Genomic DNA, 19,969 nt, shown 5'->3' with positions numbered 1-19,969 from the left:
AAGCCCGGAGACCCGAATCCCCCGGAAGCCCGAATCCCAGAAACGGGGAGCACTCCCCGGTGGCGATGTTATCGTCGGAATCCAAAACGGGGATCACTCCCCATTTCGCGCATTCGGGAGGGCAGGACATGGGCGACATGGGCGGCACAGGCGCCACAGGCGCCACAGGCGCCACAGGCGCCACAGGCGCCACAGGCGGCACGGCACTCGTACTCGGGGGCGGCGGCCCGGTCGGCGGCGCCTGGATGACCGGCGTGCTCGCCGGTCTCACGGACGCCGGCATCGACCTCGACCGGGCCGACGTCGTCATCGGCACCTCGGCGGGCGCGATCTTCGGCTCCCGGCTCGCGTGCGGGGAGCCGCCGCGCGAGATGTACGAACGTCAACTCACCGGCGCCGACCGGCTGGTCATGAGCGTCACCACGGCCCAGACCCTCCGCTTCCTGTGGGCGGCGCTCGGATCCCGCGACCCCGACCGCTCCGTACGCCGTCTGGGCCGCGCCGCCCTGGCCGCCCGGCTCACTCCCGGACCCGACCTGCCGGACGTTGTGCGGCCGCTGCTGCGCGGGGCGTCGCAATGGCCCGCGCGCGCCCTGCGGATCGCCTCGGTCGACGCCCACACCGGGCAGGTGGAGGCCTTCGGCGCGGACTCGACGCTCACCCTCGTCGAGGCGGTCGCCGCCAGCTGCGCGGTCCCCCTGGTCTGGCCGCCCGTCACGGCCGCCGGCCGCCGCTGGATGGACGGCGGCAGTCGCTCCACCACCAACCTCCACCTGGCCCGCGACTGTCGGCGGGTGCTGGCCGTCGCCCCGATTCCGTCCGCCGTCGGACCACACCCCCACGCGCGGCAGGAGGCCGCCGCACTCGTCGCCGAGGGGGCCGCCGTCACGCTCCTGGCCCCCGACCGCGCCTCCCGCCGGGCCATGGGCCGCGACATGACCGCCGACGCCCACCGCCTGGACGCCGCCCTTGCCGGACACGCCCAGGCCACCGCCCTCGCGGACACCGTGGCCGACGTATGGCACGGCCGTCGTAGCGAGCGATAGCGAACCGACGACCCCTGACGAAAGGCGAAGCCGTGCAGGCACCCACGCTGGAGGAGCTGGCCCCCGAGGGCCACGACCTGGCGAGTGACCCGTATCCCGTCTACGCGGCCCTCCGCGCCAAGGGCCCCGTGCATCGCGTACTTGTCCCCGGAAGCGGAGAGTGCTGGCTGGTCGTGACCCGCGACGCGGCACGTGCCGCGCTGACCGACCCGCGCCTGCGCAACGACATCCGGTACTCCTCGTCCTGGCGGACCGACGGCGGCCACGCCCTCGGCCGCAACATGCTCCAGAGCGATCCCCCGCAGCACACCCGGCTGCGCCGCCTGGTGGCCGGCCACTTCACGCCTGCCCGGGTTGCCGCGTCGCGCCCGCGGATCGAGGGCACCGCCCGTGAGCTGCTCGCCGCGCTGCCGCCACAGGGGACCGCGGACCTGGTGAGCCGGTACGCTCTCCCGCTGCCGGTCACGGTGATCTGCGATCTCCTCGGTGTCCCCGCGGCGGACCGTGCCGCCTTCCACGCCTGGTCGAACGAACTGGTCATGCCCACCTCGCAGGAGGCGGCGGCCTCGGCCGGGGGCGCGCTGGCCGGCTGTCTCACCGAGCTGATCGACCGCAAGGCCGGCACCGCGGACGGCACCCTGCTCGCCGATCTGGCCGCGGCGTCCCGCGAACCGGCATCCGCCGACGACCCGACGCCGGACGGGGCCCGTCCCACCGACGAGGAACTCCTCGGCATGGCCTTCCTCATCCTCGTCGCCGGCCACGAGACGACGGTCAACCTGATCTCCGGAACCCTCCACGGCCTGCTCACCCACCCGGAGCAACTCGACCTGCTCCGCGCCGACCCCGGGCTGACCGGCCGTGCCGTCGAGGAGTCGCTGCGCCACACCTCACCGGTCCACGCCACGGCGTTCCGCTTCGCCGCCGAGCCCTTGGACCTCGCGGGCACCCGCATCGCCACCGGCGACGCGGTCCTGGTCTCCCTCGCCGCGGCCTCTCGCGATCCGCTGCACTTCCACGACCCCGACCGCTTCGACATCACCCGGCGTGTCCAGGGCCATCTCGGTTTCGGCCACGGCCTCCACCACTGTCTGGGCGCCCCGCTGGCCCGCCTGGAAGCCGAGATCGCCGTACGCCTGCTCCTGGCGCACCACCCCTCCCTCACCTTCGCCACCGAACCGGCGACGCTCCGGTGGCGTACCAGCACACTGCTGCGGGGCCTGGCCGAACTGCCGGTCCGACTGGGCTGAAAGACCACCCGGGCGGACCGTACGCGGGTGATGCCGGAAGGGTCGGCCGGTCACACGATGACAAGTGGGCCGGCACACAGGGAGCAGGCATGATCCGTTCAGCCGACATCCGCGAGTGGCGCAACCATGACGTGGTCGACCGAAGGGCCACAGGATCGGCATGCTCGAAGCGGTCTATGTGGACACGGCCACCGACGAACCGGCCGTGGTCACGGTCCGCACCGGACTGCCGTCCCGCCGGCGACTGGTCTTCGTCCCGCTCGACGAGGCGGTCCTCGGCCCCGGCCACGTCAAGGTCTCCCACCCCAAGGGCGAGGTGCGGAAGGCTCCTTCCATCGGGACGGACGACGTACTGCCCGCCGAGCAGGAGGAAGCGATCTTCCAGCACTACGGCATGACGTACCGTCCGGGCCTCAACGGCGAACGCCAACTCGCGCGCCGCTGACCCCTCATCCGCGGCACCGGGAGGTGTACGAGTCGATGGTGATCTTCCTGCTGCTCGTCCTCGTGGCCGTCGCGCTGGGCATCATCGGCGCCGCGGCGGACGGTCTGGGACACCTGCTGGCCATCGGCATCGTGCTGTTCGTGGCCGATGTGGTCTTCATCACGGTACGAGGCGCTCGGCGGCTCCGTCGGCGGCCGATTCGCTGACCACGGAGCAATATCTGTGACCGTGAAGTGAGAATTCGACGCGACGCGCGATGAGTATTCCCCGGTCGGCCGAGCAGCCGAAATCATCGACCGTGCACGGCCGATGGCACCATGCTACTGTCGATCTCAGTTGCAGGTGTGGTTGCCAGAAGGTTTTTTCCGACGGGCTGATCATCACGGCGACCGGAGTCCGCACACCGCGAACTCCGAACACCGTCCCAATAAGGAGAAACATCATGGCTACTGGCACCGTGAAGTGGTTCAACGCGGAAAAGGGCTTCGGCTTCATCGAGCAGGACGGCGGCGGCCCCGACGTCTTCGCCCACTACTCGAACATCGCCACCCAGGGCTTCCGTGAGCTTCAGGAGGGTCAGAAGGTGTCCTTCGACATCGCTCAGGGCCAGAAGGGCCCGACGGCCGAGAACATCGTTCCCGCCTGACACTGAATCAGACGCAGACTTCGCAGCTGGGGCCCGCACCTTGGGGTGCGGGCCCCAGCTCGCTGCGTTCCCGGGCGCCGGGTAGAAATACCGCGCCCGAAACCGGATATCGAATTCCCGATATCCATTGCTTGACCATATCGGTTGGAATTCACATTCGGCTCGTTCTTGCAATTCTCTGCGCTGCTCATCTGCTGCGGGAATTCCTTGGTACGTGCCGCATCAAGGAAGGTTCCCTATGAACCGCGCCCACACGCGCACCCGCACAAACGACCGCTTCGCCCGTACCCGCACCGGAGGCACGGCCTCGGGTTCGGCCTCCAAGAAGCGCGGCAATCCCGGCCGCGGCGGTCGACAGACCGCAGTGCAGGGCGAGTTCGCCCTGCCGAAGACCATCACCCCCGCCCTGCCCGCCGTCGAGGCGTTCGCCGAACTCGACATGCCGGAGAGGCTGTTGGCCGCACTCGGCCACGAGGGCGTGACCGTACCGTTCCCGATCCAGGCCGCGACGCTGCCGAACTCCCTCGCCGGCCGGGACGTCCTCGGCCGTGGCCGCACCGGCTCGGGCAAGACCCTCGCCTTCGGCCTGGCGCTGCTGGCCCGCACGGCGGGTCGCACCGCCCAGCCCCGGCAGCCGCTCGCCCTGGTCCTCGTGCCCACCCGCGAGCTCGCCCAGCAGGTCACCGATGCGCTCACCCCGTACGCCCGCGCCGTGAAGCTGCGGCTGGCGACCGTGGTCGGCGGGATGTCGATCGGCAGGCAGGCCGGCGCGCTGCGAGGCGGCGCCGAGGTCGTCGTGGCGACGCCGGGCCGGCTCAAGGACCTGATCGACCGCGGCGACTGCCGGCTGGACGACGTCGACATCACGGTCCTCGACGAGGCCGACCAGATGACGGACATGGGCTTCATGCCCCAGGTCACCGCCCTGCTCGACCAGGTGCGCGCCGACGGCCAGCGGATGCTCTTCTCGGCCACCCTGGACCGCAACGTGGACCTGCTGGTCCGCCGCTACCTGACCGACCCGGTGGTGCACTCCGTCGACCCGTCCCAGGGCGCGGTCACCACGATGGAGCACCACGTGCTCCACGTCCACGGCACGGACAAGCAGCGGACGACCACCGAGATCGCGGCCCGCGAAGGCCGCGTGATCATGTTCCTGGACACCAAGCACGCGGTGGACCGGCTGACCAAGCACCTCCTGAGCAGCGGCGTCCGCGCCGGGGCCCTGCACGGCGGCAAGTCCCAGCCGCAGCGCACCCGGACGCTCGCCCAGTTCAAGGACGGGCATGTGACGGTGCTGGTGGCGACCAACGTGGCGGCCCGTGGCATCCACGTCGACAACCTCGACCTGGTCGTGAACGTGGACCCGCCCACCGACCCCAAGGACTACCTGCACCGCGGCGGCCGTACGGCCCGTGCCGGCGAGTCCGGCAGCGTCGTCACCCTGGTGACGCCCGATCAGCGTCGCGACATGACCCGGCTGATGATGTCGGCCGGCATCAACGCGACGGTGACCCCGGTGCGTTCGGGCGAGGAGGAGCTGAGCCGTATCACCGGCGCCCAGGCTCCTTCCGGCGTCCCGGTGGTCATCACCACGCCGGTGGTGGAACGCCCCCGTCGCTCCGCTTCCTCGTCCTCCTCCCGGGGCCGTCGTGGCCGTGGCAGCGCCCAGGGCGGCCAGAGCGGTCAGAGCGGTACGCAGAGCGGCCAGAGCCGTGGCGGCCAGGGCGGTCAGGGCCGTGGCGGTCAGAGCCGGGCCACCGGCGAGGCCGGACGCAGCACCGCGCGGCGCAGGACCTCCTACGGCTCGGCGGCCTAGGACCTGTCCGGCGATCGTACGGAGACCGGGGGACGGCACGCCCATCTGCGGCGTGCCGTCCCCCGCTCACCGGCGTCCCTCCCTCTCCGCCCTGTCCGCCATCTCGCAGGAGGCACTCTTTGACATCGGTTCAGATGCAGCGGCACCCGGCGGGTCCCGCCACCACTACTGTGGTCGACGTGGACGTGTCCGGGCCGCGGGTCTGTGACGACATGACGGTCGAAGTGGCGTTGTCGGTCATGGCCGGCGCCCGTGTGCAGTATCTGCTCGTGTGCGACGGGGACGACGAGAGCACCGGCTCGATCACCCGGGCCCAGCTCGCCCGCCTCCGGGACAGCTCCGCGTACACGGACCGGATCCGGCTGCGGGACATCCTCGGCGGCCACGCGGTCAGCCCGTTCTCCTTCTCCCTGTGAGGCATCATGCGCTGTGTCATCGCCCGCTACCCCTTCGACCTCACGAAGATGGGGGTCCTGGACTCGATGAAGGGCATCAAGCCCGAACTCGTCACGGGTGAGTCCGTGACCATCGGCCGCCGCCGTTACCCCGTCAAGCAGGTGGGCGAGATCATCACCCGTCAGGACCGCCGCGACTTCTCCGCCGGTGAGGTCACCCGCGCGATGGCCCGCCTCGGCTTCACCTGTCACGACCACCCCGAGGCCGTGCCCGTGGCGCCGGTCCTCAGCCCGCTCCAGACCGCGTCCGCGCTGCTCGGCACCCCCGAGCACCAGGAGGCGTGAGGACGGGCGCAAGCCGCCCGAGGACGACAGTGAGGGCCCCGCCGACAGACGTCGGCAGGGCCCTCACTGCTGTTCTCACTGGTCGGAGTAGCTGAAGTCGCCCACGGTCCAGGCGCTGACGTCCTTGATCGCGACACGGTACATTCCGCCCGTGTCGGGGATCCCGACAGTGCCCTGCAGGATCCGGGCCAGATGGAAGTGCAGATGCGTGGGCGTCTCGCCGGGGTCCGGCCGGCGCTCCGCCCGGCCGGCGGTGAAGACGTCGGCGAACGGGCCCAGGTGGTCGGAGTCCTTCAGGACCTCCGACACCCTCTCCCGCCACACGGCCTCGGGTGCCAGTCGGCCGGTGATGACGGCGCCTCCGACGACCACGGTCAGCGACATCTGATTGCTCTGCTCCGACTCCACCATGGCGGAGATGGCGATGAGCAGCTCGTCAGGGTTCGGCATGAGAGCCGATTCTATGCGGCGACCGGCGCGGGCCGCGCGGACCCTGTGCGGACCGCAGATTACCTGGCACCCCCCTGAGCCCAAATCTACTTTTGAGGGAGTAGACATTGGCCGATGCCACGGGTAGCGTTTCTCTCGTAGACATGGTTCAGCAAGGCCAGGCAGACACGAACTGCCTGGTAGCAGGAAGGACGGAGGAGCAGACGCCATCAGGATCGCCCGGACCGAGCACGCTCGGGCCGGGTACCGCAAGACCCCGGATTGGAAGGTGGTCCCCGGTCACGCAGCCGCGATCCCCGCAGTCCCGCCCTTCTGGGCCGGGCGGCGGACGTAGCAGGTCGGCACAGCAATAGGGCCGACAGATGGTGTTCAATTTCCTTCGGGGCCCTGGTGCCGTTCGGCGCCAGGGCCCCTCGACGCGTTGGTTCAACGAGGTGACATGACAGCAGATACTCCGCTCAGCGATCGTCTGGATGACGACGACTACCCCGCGTACACGATGGGCCGGGCCGCCGAGCTGCTCGGCACCACGCCGGGCTTCCTGCGAGCCATCGGCGAGGCCCGGCTGATCACCCCGCTCCGCTCCGAGGGCGGCCATCGCCGCTACTCCCGCTATCAGCTGCGGATCGCCGCCCGCGCCCGCGAACTCGTCGACCGGGGCACGCCGATCGAGGCCGCGTGCCGCATCGTCATCCTCGAGGACCAGCTCGAGGAGGCCCAGCGCATCAACGCGGAGTACCGCCGCGCGGCGAGTGAGGCGTCCCACGGTTCGGGCTGAGGGGCATCAGGACTGTGCGCGGGCGGCCTTCACGAACGCCTTGATCAGCGCGGGGTCCTTGACCCCCCGGCTCTGCTCCACGCCGCTGGACACGTCGACGCCCCACGGGCGCGTGGCCTCGACGGCGTGCCCTACGTTGTCGGGGCTGAGGCCTCCGGCGAGCAGCCACTTCTCTCCGGACCCGGCCAGTGGCTTGCTGTTCCAGTCCCAGGCGACGCCGGAGCCCGGCACGGGCGCGTCGAGCAGGAGCATGTCCTCCCCCATGTCCCCGAAGCGCGGTACCAGGTCGCCGAACGCCGCGGCCCGGATCAGCGTCCACCCGCCGGTGGCCAGGTCGTCGTAGTACCCGCGGTCCTCCGGCCCGTGCAGTTGGACGGCACCGATCCCCGCGTCGGCGGCCACGGACCGCACCTCGTGCACGGGCTCCTCGCGGAAGACGCCCACCGTCAGCACACCCTCCGGTACGCGCCGGCACAGCCGTGCGGCCGTGGCGACGTCGATGCGACGCGGACTCTCCGAGAACACGAACCCGATGGCGTCGGCCCCCGCCTCGACCGCCGTGTCGACGTCCCTCTCGGTCTTCAGGCCACAGATCTTCACGAACAGGGAGTTGCTCACGCTGGTGCTCCATTGCGGCGGACGACGGGAACCGGGCGAGACCACGTTACCGGCGTGGTCCCGGTCGCCCCGCGGTCAGGTTCCGCGCTTCCACGAGGGGTCGCGGCCCGCGAGGCCCAGGGCGCGGTCGAACAGCGGGGCGGCCTGGGCCACCGGAACCTCGGGCCCGAACACGCCGTACCGTCGGGCCGTCTCGGCCCTGGCGGCCACGTTCTCGTACACCGCGGCGGCAAGATCGTCGTCCACCCGCAGCTCCTGACCGGTGGCCACGGCCAGGTCCCAGCCGTGCAGCAGCCACTCGCAGAACAGGATTCCGCCGACGAAGGGGGCCGGCATCCGGCCACCGCCGGTCAGACCCGTCTCTCCGGCCCACGCCGGCGGCTCGCTCCAGAGGGCGGCGGCCGCCGCCGACCGCGTGGCGTAGGTCTCGGCCCAGTCCGGCTCCGCGGTGAAGTCGTGCCCCTCCGCCACCTGGTCCGGCGGTGACTGCTTGAGTCCGGCGGCGTGCCCCCGTACGGCGGTCCACAGGATCAGGTGGTTCACGAGGGCGCCGACCGTCATCTCCTCACACGGGGTGCGGCCGTCGAAGTCGCCCGGCCGGATCCCCCGCACGACGTCCACGGCGGCGGCCGAGGCCCGGGCCATCACAGGTGCCAGTTCCATGACCCCACGGTAAGCAGGACGACACGGCCGACTCTTGAAGAAACGCGACAACAGGAACCCCGGGCGGACCAGGGAGGTCGTCCGGGGTGAGTGGGCTGGTCAAAGGGGCGGAGCTGACCGGGAAGGGTCGGCGTCAGGCGCCGGTTCCGCCGAAGGGATCCGGCGTCGAGCCGGACGCGTGCGGTGCCTGAGGGGGTGTCTCGTGGCAGGTGAAGCCGAGGCGGACCAGGGCCCGGGTCACCTCACCGGCGGTGAAGTCGCGGCGGTCCTGGCGGGTGATGATCTCGCCGACCTGCTTGACCGGGTACACCTTGCGTCCGATGACCACGCAGGCCCCGGTGACATCCTCCGGGGCGATGCCCTCCATCTTTGTCTCCACCTCGGACTTCACGAGGTCGAAGGGAAAACGGGCGATCACACAGCGCATGGGTGCCTCACCAAGGGTCGGGCGGAGCATGGCGGAAGCGCGGGGAAGCGCGAGGCCGGCACGTCGCACGGCCGGTCCAGGGAAAACGAAGAGGGCCCGCACCCAAGGTGCGGGCCCCGATCGTGCGAGCAATTAGGCGGGAACGATGTTCTCCGCCTGCGGGCCCTTCTGGCCCTGGGTGACGTCAAACGTCACCTTCTGGCCTTCCTGCAGCTCGCGGAAGCCCTGGGTGGCGATGTTCGAGTAGTGAGCGAAAACGTCGGCGCCGCCGCCGTCCTGCTCGATGAAGCCGAAGCCCTTTTCCGCGTTGAACCACTTCACGGTACCGGTGGCCATGTCATATCTCCTGAGGCAGTGCTAGGGACTCGCACTTCGCGAATCTCACTCATCGCCGTGATGATCACCTGCCCGGAAAACCGACAGCAAAAAGGCAACCAACAACTGCAACTGACGCTGAGCCTAGCACGGAAAGAATTCGGCGCCAGGGGAAGAGTTCGGCGTGCCGACCGACCGGAAAAGCGCACGCGGGAGACGCTCCGCGTCGTCCGAGAATCCTTTTCCCGGATCCGCTCGAATTTCTTCTGCGGTCACATCAGGTTTCTTCTCCGGCCACGTCAGGTTTCTGGTCCGGCCGCAGGTCACCGTTGTCGCGCAGGGCCTCTTCGAGCTGGTCCTCGAGGCCGATGATGCGCATGGCGGCCTCGATGGGGGTCCCCTGGTCGACCAGCTCACGGGCCCGGGAGGCCAGGCGGAGCTGGTGGCGCGAGTAGCGGCGGTGGCCGCCGTCCGATCTCTTCGGGGCGACCAGGTTCGCCTCGCCGAGGGCCCGGAGGAAGCCGGGCGTGGCACCGATCAGCTCGGCGGCCCGGCCCATGGTGTACGCCGGGTAGTGGTCGTCGTCGAGCCGGTCGGCGGCCTGCGACTGGTCTTCCGAGGACATGTACGCCTTCCCGAGGTGTCGCCGGGGCGCTGCCCGGCGCATGGGGCGGTCTCCCCGCGCGAGAACTCTAGTCGCCCGGGTGGAATCCCTGCTGCGGCGGACACAGATGTGCGGTGCCCGAAGGGGGGCATGACCCCTCGGGAGTACCGTGGACTCGACCGGGGGCACGCCTCAGACCTGCGGCAGAAGAAGAAACTGGTGACCGTCATGGGCTCGACGTCCGACCGCCCGCCCGAGGGAGACGGCCTCGCCGAGGTCCGCATCATCGCCGCGGACCCGGATGTCGCCCAGCGCGTCGCACTGCTCCTGCGCGAGGTGTTCCTGTGTGACGAGCCGCGCAGCTATCCGACGGGCCCGGACGGATTCGGCACCCTGCTCCACCTGACGGTCGACACCGGTCACACCGCCGAGGCACCGCCCGAGCCCTCGAACTGGCTGGTCAGCAGCCGCTCCAAGGGCCGTCGCGCGCACACCGACGAGCCCGGCTGACCCACGGACACCGGTCCGCGCGTACGCGAACGTCAGACGGCCGCCGTCGTCCCCTATGTACGGGGCCGACGGCGGCCGTTTGTACGTGGCGCCGACGATCGTTCAGAAGACGCGCGGGTGCAGGCCGTGGACGTACGTCTCGATGGGTGCCGGAAGCGGGCGACGGACAAGGTGGCGTACGCGGTGAAGAGGACGGCCGCGGGAAGGTAGAGGTCGCGCCCGGCCGGGCTGACGGGGGCGGGAACGTCGTCATCCGCACCGCACCTGACGGCGAGCGGAGGACGACATGCCGTTACGGCGCGTCGATCAGGTCGTGCGGCGGCACGCTCACCTTGCGGGCGCCCGGCTCACCCGACAGGACGACCTTGCGGAGTGCGACGTTGTTGGCGGTGTTGGTCTCCTGGAGCCGCTTCTCGGGGTTGGCGATCACCTGGATGTAGTACGTGCCGTTCGGCAGGTCGGTGATGTCGAAGGACTGCCCGGGACGGTACTGGGTGTACGTGTCGCCGGAACCCACGTCGAGGACCTCGCGGACGGAGATCGAGTTCTGCTGGCCGCAGGCGGTCGACAGGTCGGTGTTGTCCGGGTGCCAGTTGGCGTTCTTCACCGTGTAGTCGACGGCGTCGGTGTTGGCCAGGCAGAACGCCTCCTTGCCGCTGCGCACCTCCTTGGTCTGGTCCTCGCTCAGCAGCCGGTAGCTGGCGAAGTCCGTGAAGTGCCAGTGCTCGTGGCCGCTGCGCGGGTCCCACTCCATGGTGCCGGTGGGCGCGTACCCGACCTGCTTGCCGTCGGCGTCGTAGAAGTACTGGTACGCGTCCATCAGGTCCTCGCCGGGGCTGCGGAACCCGTCCACGACCAGCGGAGCGGGACCGGCGTTCCAGACGTTGGCGCTGAACGCGAGGTAGTCCTTGCCCGCCACGTCCCCGTCCTCGCCGTCGGTGATGGCGATGTCCCACGCCGGCAGCGACCGCAGGTCCGGCTTGGGCACGCTCGCCGCGACGCCGGCCCGGCCGGTGGGCCGCTTGGCGTTGGGCGTCTGCGCGGGCGCGATGCGGGAGCCGTCGGTGTGGCCGCTTCCGTCGCCGAGGTGGTGGGCCGTACCGCGGTCTTCGAGGGCGTGGGAGAGGGCGGGGGGTGTGGGCGCGTCGGCGCCGCGGGGGCCGTAGTGGTGGGAGGCCGAGGCCCGGGCGCCCGTGTGGGCGTCGTGCCCGCCCTGGGTGCCGGCGTGGGCGTCGTGCCCGCCCTGGCGGGCGGAGGCCAGTCCTTCCCCGCCGCCGTCACCCATGTCCCGCACCGTCACCTTGACGGTCGGCTGGTCGTCCGGGATGTCGAACAGGTCACGGTACTTCTTCGCCACCGACACCTTGGCCGTGTACTCGCCCGCCGGCAGGTCCACCGGCTTCTCGTAGTCGATCATGGTGGAGTTGGACGCCCAGCCCTTCTCCACACCCCACACCGAGCCCAGTGTCCACGGGTTGGTGGGGCAGCTCTCCGGATAGTGCGAGGTCGCGGGGGCGTCCGGACGCAGCCGCCCGGAGGCGTTGTTCGGGCAGAAGGTCCCCTTGCTCGCCGTTACCTCCTTGCCGGCCGCGTCGGTGATCGACACGTCGAGGAAGCCCGGCAGCCCCGAGAAGTCCTTCACCAGCCCGGCGGGCAGGGTCCTGGTCCGCGTGCTCGTCCCGTCCCGGAGGATCTGCCGGGCGACGACCGGGTCCTTGTACGACTTCCGCGTCACCTTGAACTCCAGCGGCGCGTTGTCGACCGTGACGTACGTGCCGAGGTCGAGGTAGACGCCGGAGTCCCACTCGTAGCGGTCGAGCGTCACGGCGTTCGACGCGGCTATCAGCTTCAGCTTCGGATTGCCGGGGGTCGCCTCCGCCGCCTCCGCTCCGGTGCCGGGAATGGCTCCGGTCCCGGTGACGACAACGGCGAGCGCGGCTCCGGCGGCGAGCGCGGAGCGCTTTAAGTGAGTCATCGGTACTTGTCTCCCAAGGTGTTCTCGATCAAGCCTGTGATCACCCTGTGAGAGTCGTGAGAGCCGTGTCGGGGTTGCTTGTTGAGAACGAAATGAAGTGAAGTGCCGCCAGGTGACGCGAACTAGGCGCCGAAATGGCCGAGTTCGATGTCGTGGTCGTCGACTCCGCCTTCGTCGAGGGGCGGGGCGGCCGCGACGGGCGGGTAGCCGGTGGCGACGACGGTGTCCTCGCCGGTGGCCAGGTCGGTGAAGGCGTAGCCCCGTCCGGGGGCCCAAAGAGTCGGCAAAGGGGACGGCAGCCTGACGTCCCCTTGGACAGAAGGAAGCGAGTACGCGATCAGCTGCCCGCGGCTCCGCAGGCAGCACCACCTGGTCGGCGCCGGCGTCGAACCCGACCACCGGATGGCGCCGTCGCCCCCTCGCAGTCCATGAGTACCGGCTTGCTCAGGCGCCGTCCGATCGCCCGATGGACCGGGCCCGCCGATGAGCCATGGTCTCCGCCCCGAAGCCGGCCACGACGAACATGCCCGCCAGCCACAGGAGAGACGTCCGCTGCGACTGCAAGCCACCGAGCAGGGCCACCATCCCGAAGGAAGGCAGAAGGACCGAAACAGCGGTCCACCACCGACCTTGCGGGCTTGAGCGATCGCGGAGGCCGAGGCGAGCACGATGAGCAGCACTGTCACTGCCGCTGGCATCCACACAGCGGCAGTCTGCCGTCTCCCTTGCGGTCCGTGTCCGTCAACGGCTGGAAAGCCAGCCCGCTACAGGGCCCTGTCCAGCAGGTCCAGCAGGGCGCTCCAGTGGCGCTCCGTCGCCTGCGCGTCGTGCATCGCCGTGTCGGCCTGCGTGAAGCCGTGGTGGGCGCCCTCGTAGATCTCCGTGCGGTGGCGGACGCCTGCCGCTGTGAGGGCCTTGGCCAGGCGGTCGATCTGTTCGGCCGGGTTGGTGGAGTCCTGGTCGGCGTGGCCGAAGTACAGCTCCGCCGTGACGTGTTCGGCGAGCAGGTGGGGGCGGGCGGTCGGCGGCGCTGGTGGGGCGGGCGCCGGAAGTCACTGCCGATCATGCCGCTGCCGCACTTCGGCACCAAGGAGGACGCCGTCCTGGCCGCCTTCGACGGTCACGACCGGCGGGTCGCCGACGCGCTGCGCGCCCGCCCCGCCGACGAGGACGACTGGACGGCGCTGCGGCGGGCGCTGGACGCGGTCATCGGGCGCTACCACGAGGACCCGGCGGGTGCCCTGGCGACGACCCGGCTGGTCAGGGAGACGCCGGCGCTGTGCGCCCGGCAACTGGAGAAGCAGCACGGCTGGCGGCCCGCACTGGCCGGGGCGCTCGCGGAGCGCTCGGGCACCCCGGAGTCCGTGGGCCTCGGGCACACCGTCCGAGCCGCCGCCGCGCTCGACTGCCTGAACGTCGCCCTCGACCACTGGACCGCCTCCGACGGCCGCCTCGACCTGGTCACTCTCCTCGACGAGGCGTTCGCGGCCCTGGCGCCGACCCGGGCCCCGGAATCCCGGTAGCCGGCGTTCGCGGCGCCGTCATCGGCCCCGGCCCCGGAATCCCGGCAGCCGAAATTTGCGACCCCGGCCCAGGATCCCGGCAGCCGAGGTTCGCGGCCCTGGCGCCGACCCCGGCCCCGGCCCCGGAATCCCGGTAGCCGGCGACCTCGTCGAACTCGTGTGACCCCGACCACACATCCGCCGCCCATTTGGGCGATAATCGGAAGCATGAGTACCGCGACGTTTGTACTTGCGGCCACGTCGAGCGACGTACTCAACGTGATCGCCGCTTTTGCCGGTGGCCTGTTCATCGCCGGTGCGCTGGTGTGGGCCGTGCAGTTCGGCATGCGGGTCCAGGACCGGGAATCGCCCCGGCCCCGCCCCGAGGAGCAGACCCATCTCCCCGAGACCGGACCGATCCGCGAGATGCGGGAGGTGCGGGAGCCGGACGAGATGCCGATGCCCGGGGACAGCCGGGAACGGCTCATGCCCTATCAGCTCCACCCCGCCGGAACCCGACGGGGCAAGGACCAGCGCCGAAAGCGCTGGCTGCCCGGTTCCAGCGGTTCCTTCGGCGGCGGCGGTCTCGGGCACGTGTGACCGACGGTCGGGTGGGACGACCGACCGCCGGAGTGAGTCACCGACCGCCGGGCGGGACCGGCCGCCGGGCGAAGCGGCCCGGACCAGGACTAGGCGTTGCCTCGCGCCGAGGAGGTCGGCCGGTACACCGCCAGCGACCAGATCACGAAGACGTTGACGGCGATCATGACGATCGACCAGACCGGGGCGTACGGCAGGAACAGGAACTGGGCGATCATGTTCAGGGACGCCAGGAAGATGCCGGTCATGCGGGCCCAGGCGGCGCCCTTGAGGATTCCCGCGCCGGTGAGCGCGGCCACGGCACCGAGGACGATCAGGATCACGCCCCAGCCCGTGAGGTTGATCTTGTAGACGTAGTCGCCGAGGTTGGCCCACACGTCGTCCTTGGCGAGCGCGGAGATGCCCTGGAAGATCGCCAGGATGCCGTTCACCAGCATCAGGACGCCGGCGAAGACTACGCCGCCCGAGGCCCAGCCGCTCTCGGCCGACGTGGGTGTGTAGCCGTAGTCGGACCTGCCGGCGGGCATGTCCGTCGACCGCCGGGTGTCGTCCCAGGCGGGCTGCTGTCCCTGCCCTCCCGTCGGCTGCTGCCCTCCGCCGGTCGGCGGCTGCGTCGCGTGCGGTTGCTGGGTCATGGGCGGGCCCCGTCTCTTCCGAGTCTGCGAGTGCTTCGAGTCCTGCGACTCTTCGACGATCGGGCTGCACGGCGGGCATCGCCACGGGAGTGGGCCATTCGGGTGAGGTGCGGCCCGCGGGTGCTACGGAACCCCGACGGGTCGGCCCTCCGTGGTCACCCGACCGGCCCAGCCCATCCACGCGCCCGCCACGCCGCCCCCGTCCAATGGACACGCGCCGACCGTCAGGACGCCGGGCAGGGCTCCGACCCACAAGGCTCCGACCCACAGGACAGTTGACGCACCCCGCGACGACAGGGCAGGGCGATGAGCGAGACACCGGTTGCCTTCACCGAGCAGGACTACGCAGACCGCATGGTCCGGGCCGCCCGGGACGCGGCCGACGCCGGACTCTCGGGGCTGCTCGTCACGCCCGGCCCCGACCTGGTCCGGCTGTGCGGCTACCTGCCCACCGCGCTCACCGAGCGTCTCACCCTGCTGGTGCTGGTTCCCGAGTCGGAACCCCGGCTGCTGGTCCCGGCGCTGGAACGCCCGGACGCGGAGGCGGCCCCCGGCGCGGGCGTCCTGCGGCTGTCGGAGTGGCACGACGGCCAGGACCCGTACGCGGCGGCGGCCGGACTGCTGCGCCCCCACGGCCACTACGGCGTCTCCGACGCAACCTGGGCCCTGCACCTTCTCGGCCTCCAGGAGGCGCTGCCCCTCACCACGTACCGCGCGCTGAGCATCTCGGTGCCGATGCTGCGGGCGGTCAAGGACGACCACGAGCTGGCGCGGCTCGCGGCGGCGGGTGCGGCGGCGGACGCGGCGTACGAGGAGATCCTCGCCGTACGGTTCGCCGGGCGCCGGGAGACCGACGTGGCCGACGACCTCGCCCGCCTCCTGCTCACGCACGGCCACGGCCGGGTCGACTTCGCCGTGGTCGGCTCGGGGCCCAACGGCGCGAACCCGCACCACGGGGCCGGCGAACGCACCATCGAGGACGGCGACATGGTGGTCCTGGACTTCGGGGGGCTGAAGGACGGGTACGGCTCGGACACCACCCGGACCGTGCACGTGGGCGAGCCCACGGACGAGGAACGCACGGTGCACGACGTCGTGCGCCGGGCCCAACTGGCCGCCTTCGAGGCCGTACGGCCAGGCGTGCCGTGCGCGGAGATCGACAAGGTGGCCCGCAGGGTGATCGAGGACGCCGGGTACGGCGAGTACGTCATCCACCGCACCGGCCACGGCATCGGCGTCACCACGCACGAGCCGCCGTACCTCGTGGAGGGCGAACAACGGCCGCTGGTACCCGGGATGTGCTTCTCCATCGAGCCCGGCATCTACCTGCCCGGCCGCTTCGGTGTCCGTATCGAGGACGTCGTGACGTGCACGGAGACGGGCGGGCGGCGGCTGAACGGCACCTCGCACGAGTTGGCCCTCGTCAGCTGACTTTCGGGGGCTCACGGGGCTCACGCCATCCAGCGGCGGGGCCCCACGGGCGAGGTGTCCTCGACCGGGCCCGCTCGACTCTTCGCGCAGCGCCGGACGCGGAACCGCGCTGCGGCACACTGGACGGCGATGACCTCCGAGGAAAGCCGCCCCGGCATCGGGGCCCTGGGCGACCGCGCCATCGCGGCACAGGCCATACCCGGCATAGCCAGCACCGGCGACCATGCCCGGATCGCCCAGCACGTGCACGTCTGGCCGGAGTCCGCGCTGCGCCTGGACCACGAGACTCCGCACGGCGTCGACAACGTTCCGTGGAGCGAGCCCCGCCCCTTCGTGGGCCGCGAGGGCGCCCTGGCACAGCTGGCCGAGCCGCCACCGCCGGGGGCCGAGGGGCCGACCGTGCAGACGATCTGCGGACTGGCCGGCGTGGGAAAGAGCACGCTCGCCCGGCACTACGCCCGTCACCACCGGGACCGGTACGCGCTGATCTGGTGGATCACCGCCGACTCGCCCGACCATCTGACGTCGGGACTGGCGGACCTCGCCTTCCGACTCAATCCCGCCTTCGGTACGGCCGTCACGAGCGAGGACGCCGCCAAGTGGGCAGTCAACTGGCTGACCGGGCACGGTGGTTGGCTTCTGGTCCTGGACAACGTGGAGGACCTGGCCCACGTACGCCCGGTCCTGCGCCAGTCCATGTCCGGCCACGTCCTCGTCACCACCCGCCGCGACCTCGGCGTCGACCCGCCCGGCGCCCGCCTCCGCCTCGACGTGCTCGACGAGGCGGACGCCCTCGCGGTGCTCACCGGAATCACGGGGTACGGGGAGAGCGCCTCCGAACGGGCGGCCGCCTCGGCGCTGGCGGCGGAACTCGGGCATCTGCCGCTGGCCCTGCAGCAGATCGGCGCCTACATCGTGCAGACGCACGGCACGTTGCCGGACTGTCTGGAGCTGTTGCGGCGGGATCCGGCACGACTGCACGCCGACGTGCCCGAAGGAGGCGATCCCGAACGGACCGTCGCCCGGATCTGGCGCCACACCCTGCGGGCCATCGGGGAACGTGATCCCGGAGCCGTGGAACTCCTGCGTGCGCTGGCCCACTTCGCCGCCGACGACATTCCCCGGGACGTTCTCCGCCACCACCCGTTCACGACCCCCGACGACGTCGACCGGGCGCTGGCACTCCTCAACAGCTACAGCCTCATCACGCTCACGCCCGACGCCGTCGCCATCCACCGGCTCCTGCAGTCCGTCGTCCGCGGCACCCTGTCGGCGGAGCCGAAGGAGATCGTGGCGTTCATGGAACCCACCTCGGGTGGGCGCCCGCGCCGCCGACTGCCTTGGCGGCGCAAGCATGCCGAGACCGTCACCCTGCGCATCGATCCGGGCCTGCTGTCCTCGGGGATCATGCTTCTGAGCGCCTTGCCGAAGTCGGACCCCGGCGACCCCCGGGCCTGGCCCCGCTGGCGCGTCCTGCTTCCCCACGCGGAGGCGGTCCTCTCCCGGTCGGCGGAGGACCACCAGCTGATGCTGGGCGAGTTGTCGAAGTCCACCTGCGGCTATCTGTTGTCCCAGGGCCTCGACGCGCGCGCCCTGCCGCACGCCGAGAGATACCTGGGCGCCGAGGAGAAGCGGCTCGGGCCCACGGAACCGAGCCGGAGTCTGGTCCTGGGGCTGAACCAGCTGACGGTGATCCACCGGAACCTGGGGAACTACCCGCAGGCGTGCGAACTCGCCCGGCGGGCCTTGGAGCTGTGCGAGCGAGCGGGCGGAGAACTGGAGCTGGACGCCACCGTCGCTCTGAACAACCTCGCCACCGTCTACCGCAACCTCGACCGCTTCGACGAGGCGTTACCGCTCGCCCAGAGGTCCGTCGAGATCTGCGAACGCACCATGGGGCGTCACCCGGCGACTTCGAAGTCACTGAGCAACCTCGCGCTCACCCTGTCGGGGCTCGGCAGACACGAGGACGCCCTGGAGCTGGGCGAGCGCGCCCTGCGCCTCAGCCAGGAGACGCTGCCGCCCGATCACCCCACGGTTCTCACGAACCTCAACAACCTGTCGATCACGCACAGTGCCCTCGGACAACACGAGGATGCCGCCCGTGTGCTCCGTGAGGTGGTGGAGATCAGCGAGCGGGTCCTGGGCGAGGACCACGCGGAGCTCTCGGTCCGGCTGAGCAACCTGTCGTCCGTGCACGCGAGGGCGGGCCGACACGAGGAAGCACTGTCCCTGGCCCGACGGGCGGCGGATCTCAGCCATCGCAGTCTCGGGCCCGTGCACCCCACCACGCTCGCCAACGTCCGCAACCTCGCTCACCTGCTCTGCGAGCACGGCCGGTTGGACGAAGGGCTCATCCTGGCGGCGGGCGGACTGAGGGTCAGCTCCGAAGCCTTCGGCACCGAACACCCCATGACGGGACGCTTCCTGCGTCTCCTCGCGTCGCACCAGGAGAAGCTCGAAGAGCTCCTGCGCACCCGCACCGAAGATTTTACCAATTCAAAAGGTTTTTGACGCTCCCGTGTCCGTACCTCTGAGCGTCCGACCCGCTTGCCGGCGGGCCCCTACCGGGCAGGAGACACGGTGCGACTTTCGCGGAACTCGATGGGAACCCTCTTCGTGGGCGGTGCCCTCACGCTGACTCTGGGCGCGCTCGCCTACCCCTCGATGCTCGGCCTTGACACCGTCTCCAGCGCACAGGACCGGGTCATCGCGCAGACGCAGTGGGGGCCGCTGACCGAGCAGGACCGGGACTTCGTGGTGAAGGTCCGGGCGGCGGGACTGTGGGAGTACCCCCTCGGCGTGATCGGCCTGAAGAAGGGGACGGCCCCGGAGGTCAAGACCGCGTCCGAGCACCTCATCGACGGACACGCGGCACTGGACGCCAGTTGCCGCAAGGTCGCCCCGTTGCTGAACATCACCCTGCCGAACGTGGCGAGCCCACAGCAGGTCGCGTTCGTGAACCAGATCGACTCCTCGCAGGCCGGCAACGCGTTCGACTCGAACTTCGCCAACATCCTGCGGATCACGCACGGTTCGATCTTCAACACCATCGCGAAGATCCGCTCCACCACCAAGAACTCGCTGGTACGGCAGCTGGCCGACCAGGCCAACAACACCGTCCTGGACCACATCACGGTCATGGAGAAGACCGGCCTGGTCAACTTCGACCAGGCCCTCTTCCAGCAGACCACCCCACCGAAGCTGCCCCAGAGCGACATGACTCCGCCGGCGCCGCAGCCCGGCGAGCCGATGATCGTCCTGACCCCTCCGCCGACCGCGACCGCGACGCCGACCATCACTCCCTGAGTCCGTCGGCGGGGTGACCGGTCGCTAGGGCCTGTCCGGCGGATCATGCCGCAGACGCGGGGCCTGGCACGCCGATCTGCGGCGATGAGCCGCCGCGAATTTCCTGCGACTTGATCCGCCGGACAGGCCCTAGGTGTATTGATCACGAGCGTTGTTAACGCTGACCGGGCTTGAACATGGCGAAGGCCTCCGTGTGTGGTGGAGGT

At 70.7% G+C, this 19,969-nt stretch carries 23 protein-coding genes and 2 pseudogenes; 15 read left to right on the top strand and 10 right to left on the bottom strand.

The genetic code is table 11. The features are described 5' to 3' along the window. Positions 1 to 137 precede the first annotated feature (137 nt). The 8 genes and pseudogenes from ACFWWR_RS36080 to ACFWWR_RS36045 all read left to right on the top strand — a co-directional run bounded on the left by ACFWWR_RS36080 (position 138) and on the right by ACFWWR_RS36045 (position 5,946). Positions 138 to 1,046 (top strand): patatin-like phospholipase family protein, encoded by a 909-nt coding sequence (locus ACFWWR_RS36080; protein ID WP_384307806.1) that lies wholly within the window; start codon positions 138 to 140, stop codon positions 1,044 to 1,046. A gap of 32 nt (positions 1,047 to 1,078) precedes the next feature. Further along, the gene (locus ACFWWR_RS36075; protein ID WP_383865676.1) at positions 1,079 to 2,296 is read left to right on the top strand and encodes a cytochrome P450; all 1,218 of its coding nucleotides are present in this window, start codon (positions 1,079 to 1,081) and stop codon (positions 2,294 to 2,296) included. Positions 2,297 to 2,385: 89 nt separating this feature from the next. After that, a pseudogene (locus tag ACFWWR_RS36070) lies at positions 2,386 to 2,741 on the top strand (PRC-barrel domain-containing protein). Positions 2,742 to 2,776: 35 nt separating this feature from the next. Continuing rightward, positions 2,777 to 2,947, top strand: a complete 171-nt coding sequence (locus tag ACFWWR_RS36065; protein ID WP_384307773.1) for a hypothetical protein — start codon at positions 2,777 to 2,779, stop codon at positions 2,945 to 2,947. A gap of 236 nt (positions 2,948 to 3,183) precedes the next feature. Then, complete coding sequence (locus tag ACFWWR_RS36060) at positions 3,184 to 3,387, top strand: cold-shock protein (RefSeq protein ID WP_030600152.1); 204 nt, start codon at positions 3,184 to 3,186, stop codon at positions 3,385 to 3,387. A 238-nt stretch (positions 3,388 to 3,625) separates the two neighbouring features. Continuing rightward, a complete protein-coding gene (locus ACFWWR_RS36055; RefSeq protein WP_383865672.1) occupies positions 3,626 to 5,206 on the top strand; it encodes a DEAD/DEAH box helicase in 1,581 nt (526 codons plus the stop codon). 119 nt (positions 5,207 to 5,325) lie between these two features. Continuing rightward, entirely contained in the window at positions 5,326 to 5,622 is a 297-nt protein-coding gene (locus ACFWWR_RS36050) for a hypothetical protein (protein WP_383865670.1), read from the top strand. 6 nt (positions 5,623 to 5,628) lie between these two features. Then, entirely contained in the window at positions 5,629 to 5,946 is a 318-nt protein-coding gene (locus ACFWWR_RS36045) for an SCO5918 family protein (protein ID WP_383865669.1), read from the top strand. Positions 5,947 to 6,021: 75 nt separating this feature from the next. Here the strand turns inward: ACFWWR_RS36045 and ACFWWR_RS36040 are convergent, their stop codons facing one another. After that, a complete protein-coding gene (locus ACFWWR_RS36040; RefSeq protein WP_383865667.1) occupies positions 6,022 to 6,396 on the bottom strand; it encodes a hypothetical protein in 375 nt (124 codons plus the stop codon). Between the two features lie 439 nt (positions 6,397 to 6,835). Between ACFWWR_RS36040 and ACFWWR_RS36035 the strand changes: the two genes are divergently transcribed. Continuing rightward, positions 6,836 to 7,174, top strand: coding sequence for a MerR family transcriptional regulator (locus ACFWWR_RS36035; RefSeq protein ID WP_383865665.1), 339 nt, complete (start codon positions 6,836 to 6,838; stop codon positions 7,172 to 7,174). A 6-nt stretch (positions 7,175 to 7,180) separates the two neighbouring features. Here the strand turns inward: ACFWWR_RS36035 and ACFWWR_RS36030 are convergent, their stop codons facing one another. From ACFWWR_RS36030 to ACFWWR_RS36010, 5 genes are all read right to left on the bottom strand, one after another. Next, positions 7,181 to 7,792: a phosphoribosylanthranilate isomerase gene (locus ACFWWR_RS36030; protein ID WP_384307771.1), complete on the bottom strand. Its 612-nt coding sequence runs from the start codon at positions 7,790 to 7,792 to the stop codon at positions 7,181 to 7,183. A 75-nt stretch (positions 7,793 to 7,867) separates the two neighbouring features. Continuing rightward, positions 7,868 to 8,455 (bottom strand): TIGR03086 family metal-binding protein, encoded by a 588-nt coding sequence (locus ACFWWR_RS36025; RefSeq protein ID WP_383865661.1) that lies wholly within the window; start codon positions 8,453 to 8,455, stop codon positions 7,868 to 7,870. A gap of 133 nt (positions 8,456 to 8,588) precedes the next feature. After that, the gene (locus ACFWWR_RS36020; RefSeq protein WP_384307768.1) at positions 8,589 to 8,882 is read right to left on the bottom strand and encodes an SCO5918 family protein; all 294 of its coding nucleotides are present in this window, start codon (positions 8,880 to 8,882) and stop codon (positions 8,589 to 8,591) included. A 132-nt stretch (positions 8,883 to 9,014) separates the two neighbouring features. Further along, positions 9,015 to 9,218, bottom strand: a complete 204-nt coding sequence (locus tag ACFWWR_RS36015) for a cold-shock protein (RefSeq protein ID WP_010986199.1) — start codon at positions 9,216 to 9,218, stop codon at positions 9,015 to 9,017. 256 nt (positions 9,219 to 9,474) lie between these two features. Further along, positions 9,475 to 9,822 (bottom strand): MerR family transcriptional regulator, encoded by a 348-nt coding sequence (locus tag ACFWWR_RS36010; protein ID WP_383865656.1) that lies wholly within the window; start codon positions 9,820 to 9,822, stop codon positions 9,475 to 9,477. 129 nt (positions 9,823 to 9,951) lie between these two features. On the opposite strand from ACFWWR_RS36010, the gene ACFWWR_RS36005 reads away from it, so the two are divergent. Beyond that, a complete protein-coding gene (locus tag ACFWWR_RS36005) occupies positions 9,952 to 10,311 on the top strand; it encodes a hypothetical protein (RefSeq protein ID WP_383865655.1) in 360 nt (119 codons plus the stop codon). A 292-nt stretch (positions 10,312 to 10,603) separates the two neighbouring features. Here the strand turns inward: ACFWWR_RS36005 and ACFWWR_RS36000 are convergent, their stop codons facing one another. The 3 genes and pseudogenes from ACFWWR_RS36000 to ACFWWR_RS35990 form a co-directional block, all read right to left on the bottom strand. Continuing rightward, positions 10,604 to 12,286 (bottom strand): lysyl oxidase family protein, encoded by a 1,683-nt coding sequence (locus tag ACFWWR_RS36000; protein ID WP_384307765.1) that lies wholly within the window; start codon positions 12,284 to 12,286, stop codon positions 10,604 to 10,606. A 122-nt stretch (positions 12,287 to 12,408) separates the two neighbouring features. Next, a complete protein-coding gene (locus ACFWWR_RS35995) occupies positions 12,409 to 12,573 on the bottom strand; it encodes a hypothetical protein (protein ID WP_383865651.1) in 165 nt (54 codons plus the stop codon). A 477-nt stretch (positions 12,574 to 13,050) separates the two neighbouring features. After that, a pseudogene (locus tag ACFWWR_RS35990) lies at positions 13,051 to 13,299 on the bottom strand (dienelactone hydrolase family protein); the annotation flags it as partial. Here ACFWWR_RS35990 and ACFWWR_RS35985 point away from each other — a divergent pair. After that, positions 13,252 to 13,809, top strand: a complete 558-nt coding sequence (locus ACFWWR_RS35985; RefSeq protein WP_383865649.1) for a TetR family transcriptional regulator — start codon at positions 13,252 to 13,254, stop codon at positions 13,807 to 13,809. The pseudogene ACFWWR_RS35990 and the gene ACFWWR_RS35985 overlap by 48 nt on opposite strands. Positions 13,810 to 14,016: 207 nt before the next feature. Continuing rightward, positions 14,017 to 14,388 carry a DUF6479 family protein gene (locus tag ACFWWR_RS35980; protein WP_383865647.1) on the top strand — a complete coding sequence of 124 codons (372 nt, stop codon included), beginning with the start codon at positions 14,017 to 14,019 and terminating at the stop codon, positions 14,386 to 14,388. Between the two features lie 89 nt (positions 14,389 to 14,477). On the opposite strand, the gene ACFWWR_RS35975 is transcribed toward ACFWWR_RS35980, so the two are convergent. After that, entirely contained in the window at positions 14,478 to 15,023 is a 546-nt protein-coding gene (locus ACFWWR_RS35975) for a hypothetical protein (RefSeq protein ID WP_384307762.1), read from the bottom strand. A gap of 306 nt (positions 15,024 to 15,329) precedes the next feature. Here ACFWWR_RS35975 and ACFWWR_RS35970 point away from each other — a divergent pair, with 306 nt between their 5' ends. The 3 genes from ACFWWR_RS35970 (at position 15,330) to ACFWWR_RS35960 (ending at position 19,763) form a co-directional block, all read left to right on the top strand. Next, entirely contained in the window at positions 15,330 to 16,454 is a 1,125-nt protein-coding gene (locus tag ACFWWR_RS35970; RefSeq protein ID WP_384307759.1) for a M24 family metallopeptidase, read from the top strand. A gap of 129 nt (positions 16,455 to 16,583) precedes the next feature. Further along, a complete protein-coding gene (locus ACFWWR_RS35965; protein ID WP_383865641.1) occupies positions 16,584 to 18,968 on the top strand; it encodes a tetratricopeptide repeat protein in 2,385 nt (794 codons plus the stop codon). 90 nt (positions 18,969 to 19,058) lie between these two features. Next, positions 19,059 to 19,763, top strand: coding sequence for a DUF4142 domain-containing protein (locus tag ACFWWR_RS35960; protein ID WP_383865748.1), 705 nt, complete (start codon positions 19,059 to 19,061; stop codon positions 19,761 to 19,763). Positions 19,764 to 19,969: the final 206 nt, after the last annotated feature.

The sequence above is a fragment of the Streptomyces sp. NPDC058678 genome (assembly GCF_042714835.1).
Lineage (GTDB): Bacteria > Actinomycetota > Actinomycetes > Streptomycetales > Streptomycetaceae > Streptomyces.
Note: the sequence above shows the minus strand (reverse complement) of the source record. Positions and strands in the feature narration are given on the sequence as shown.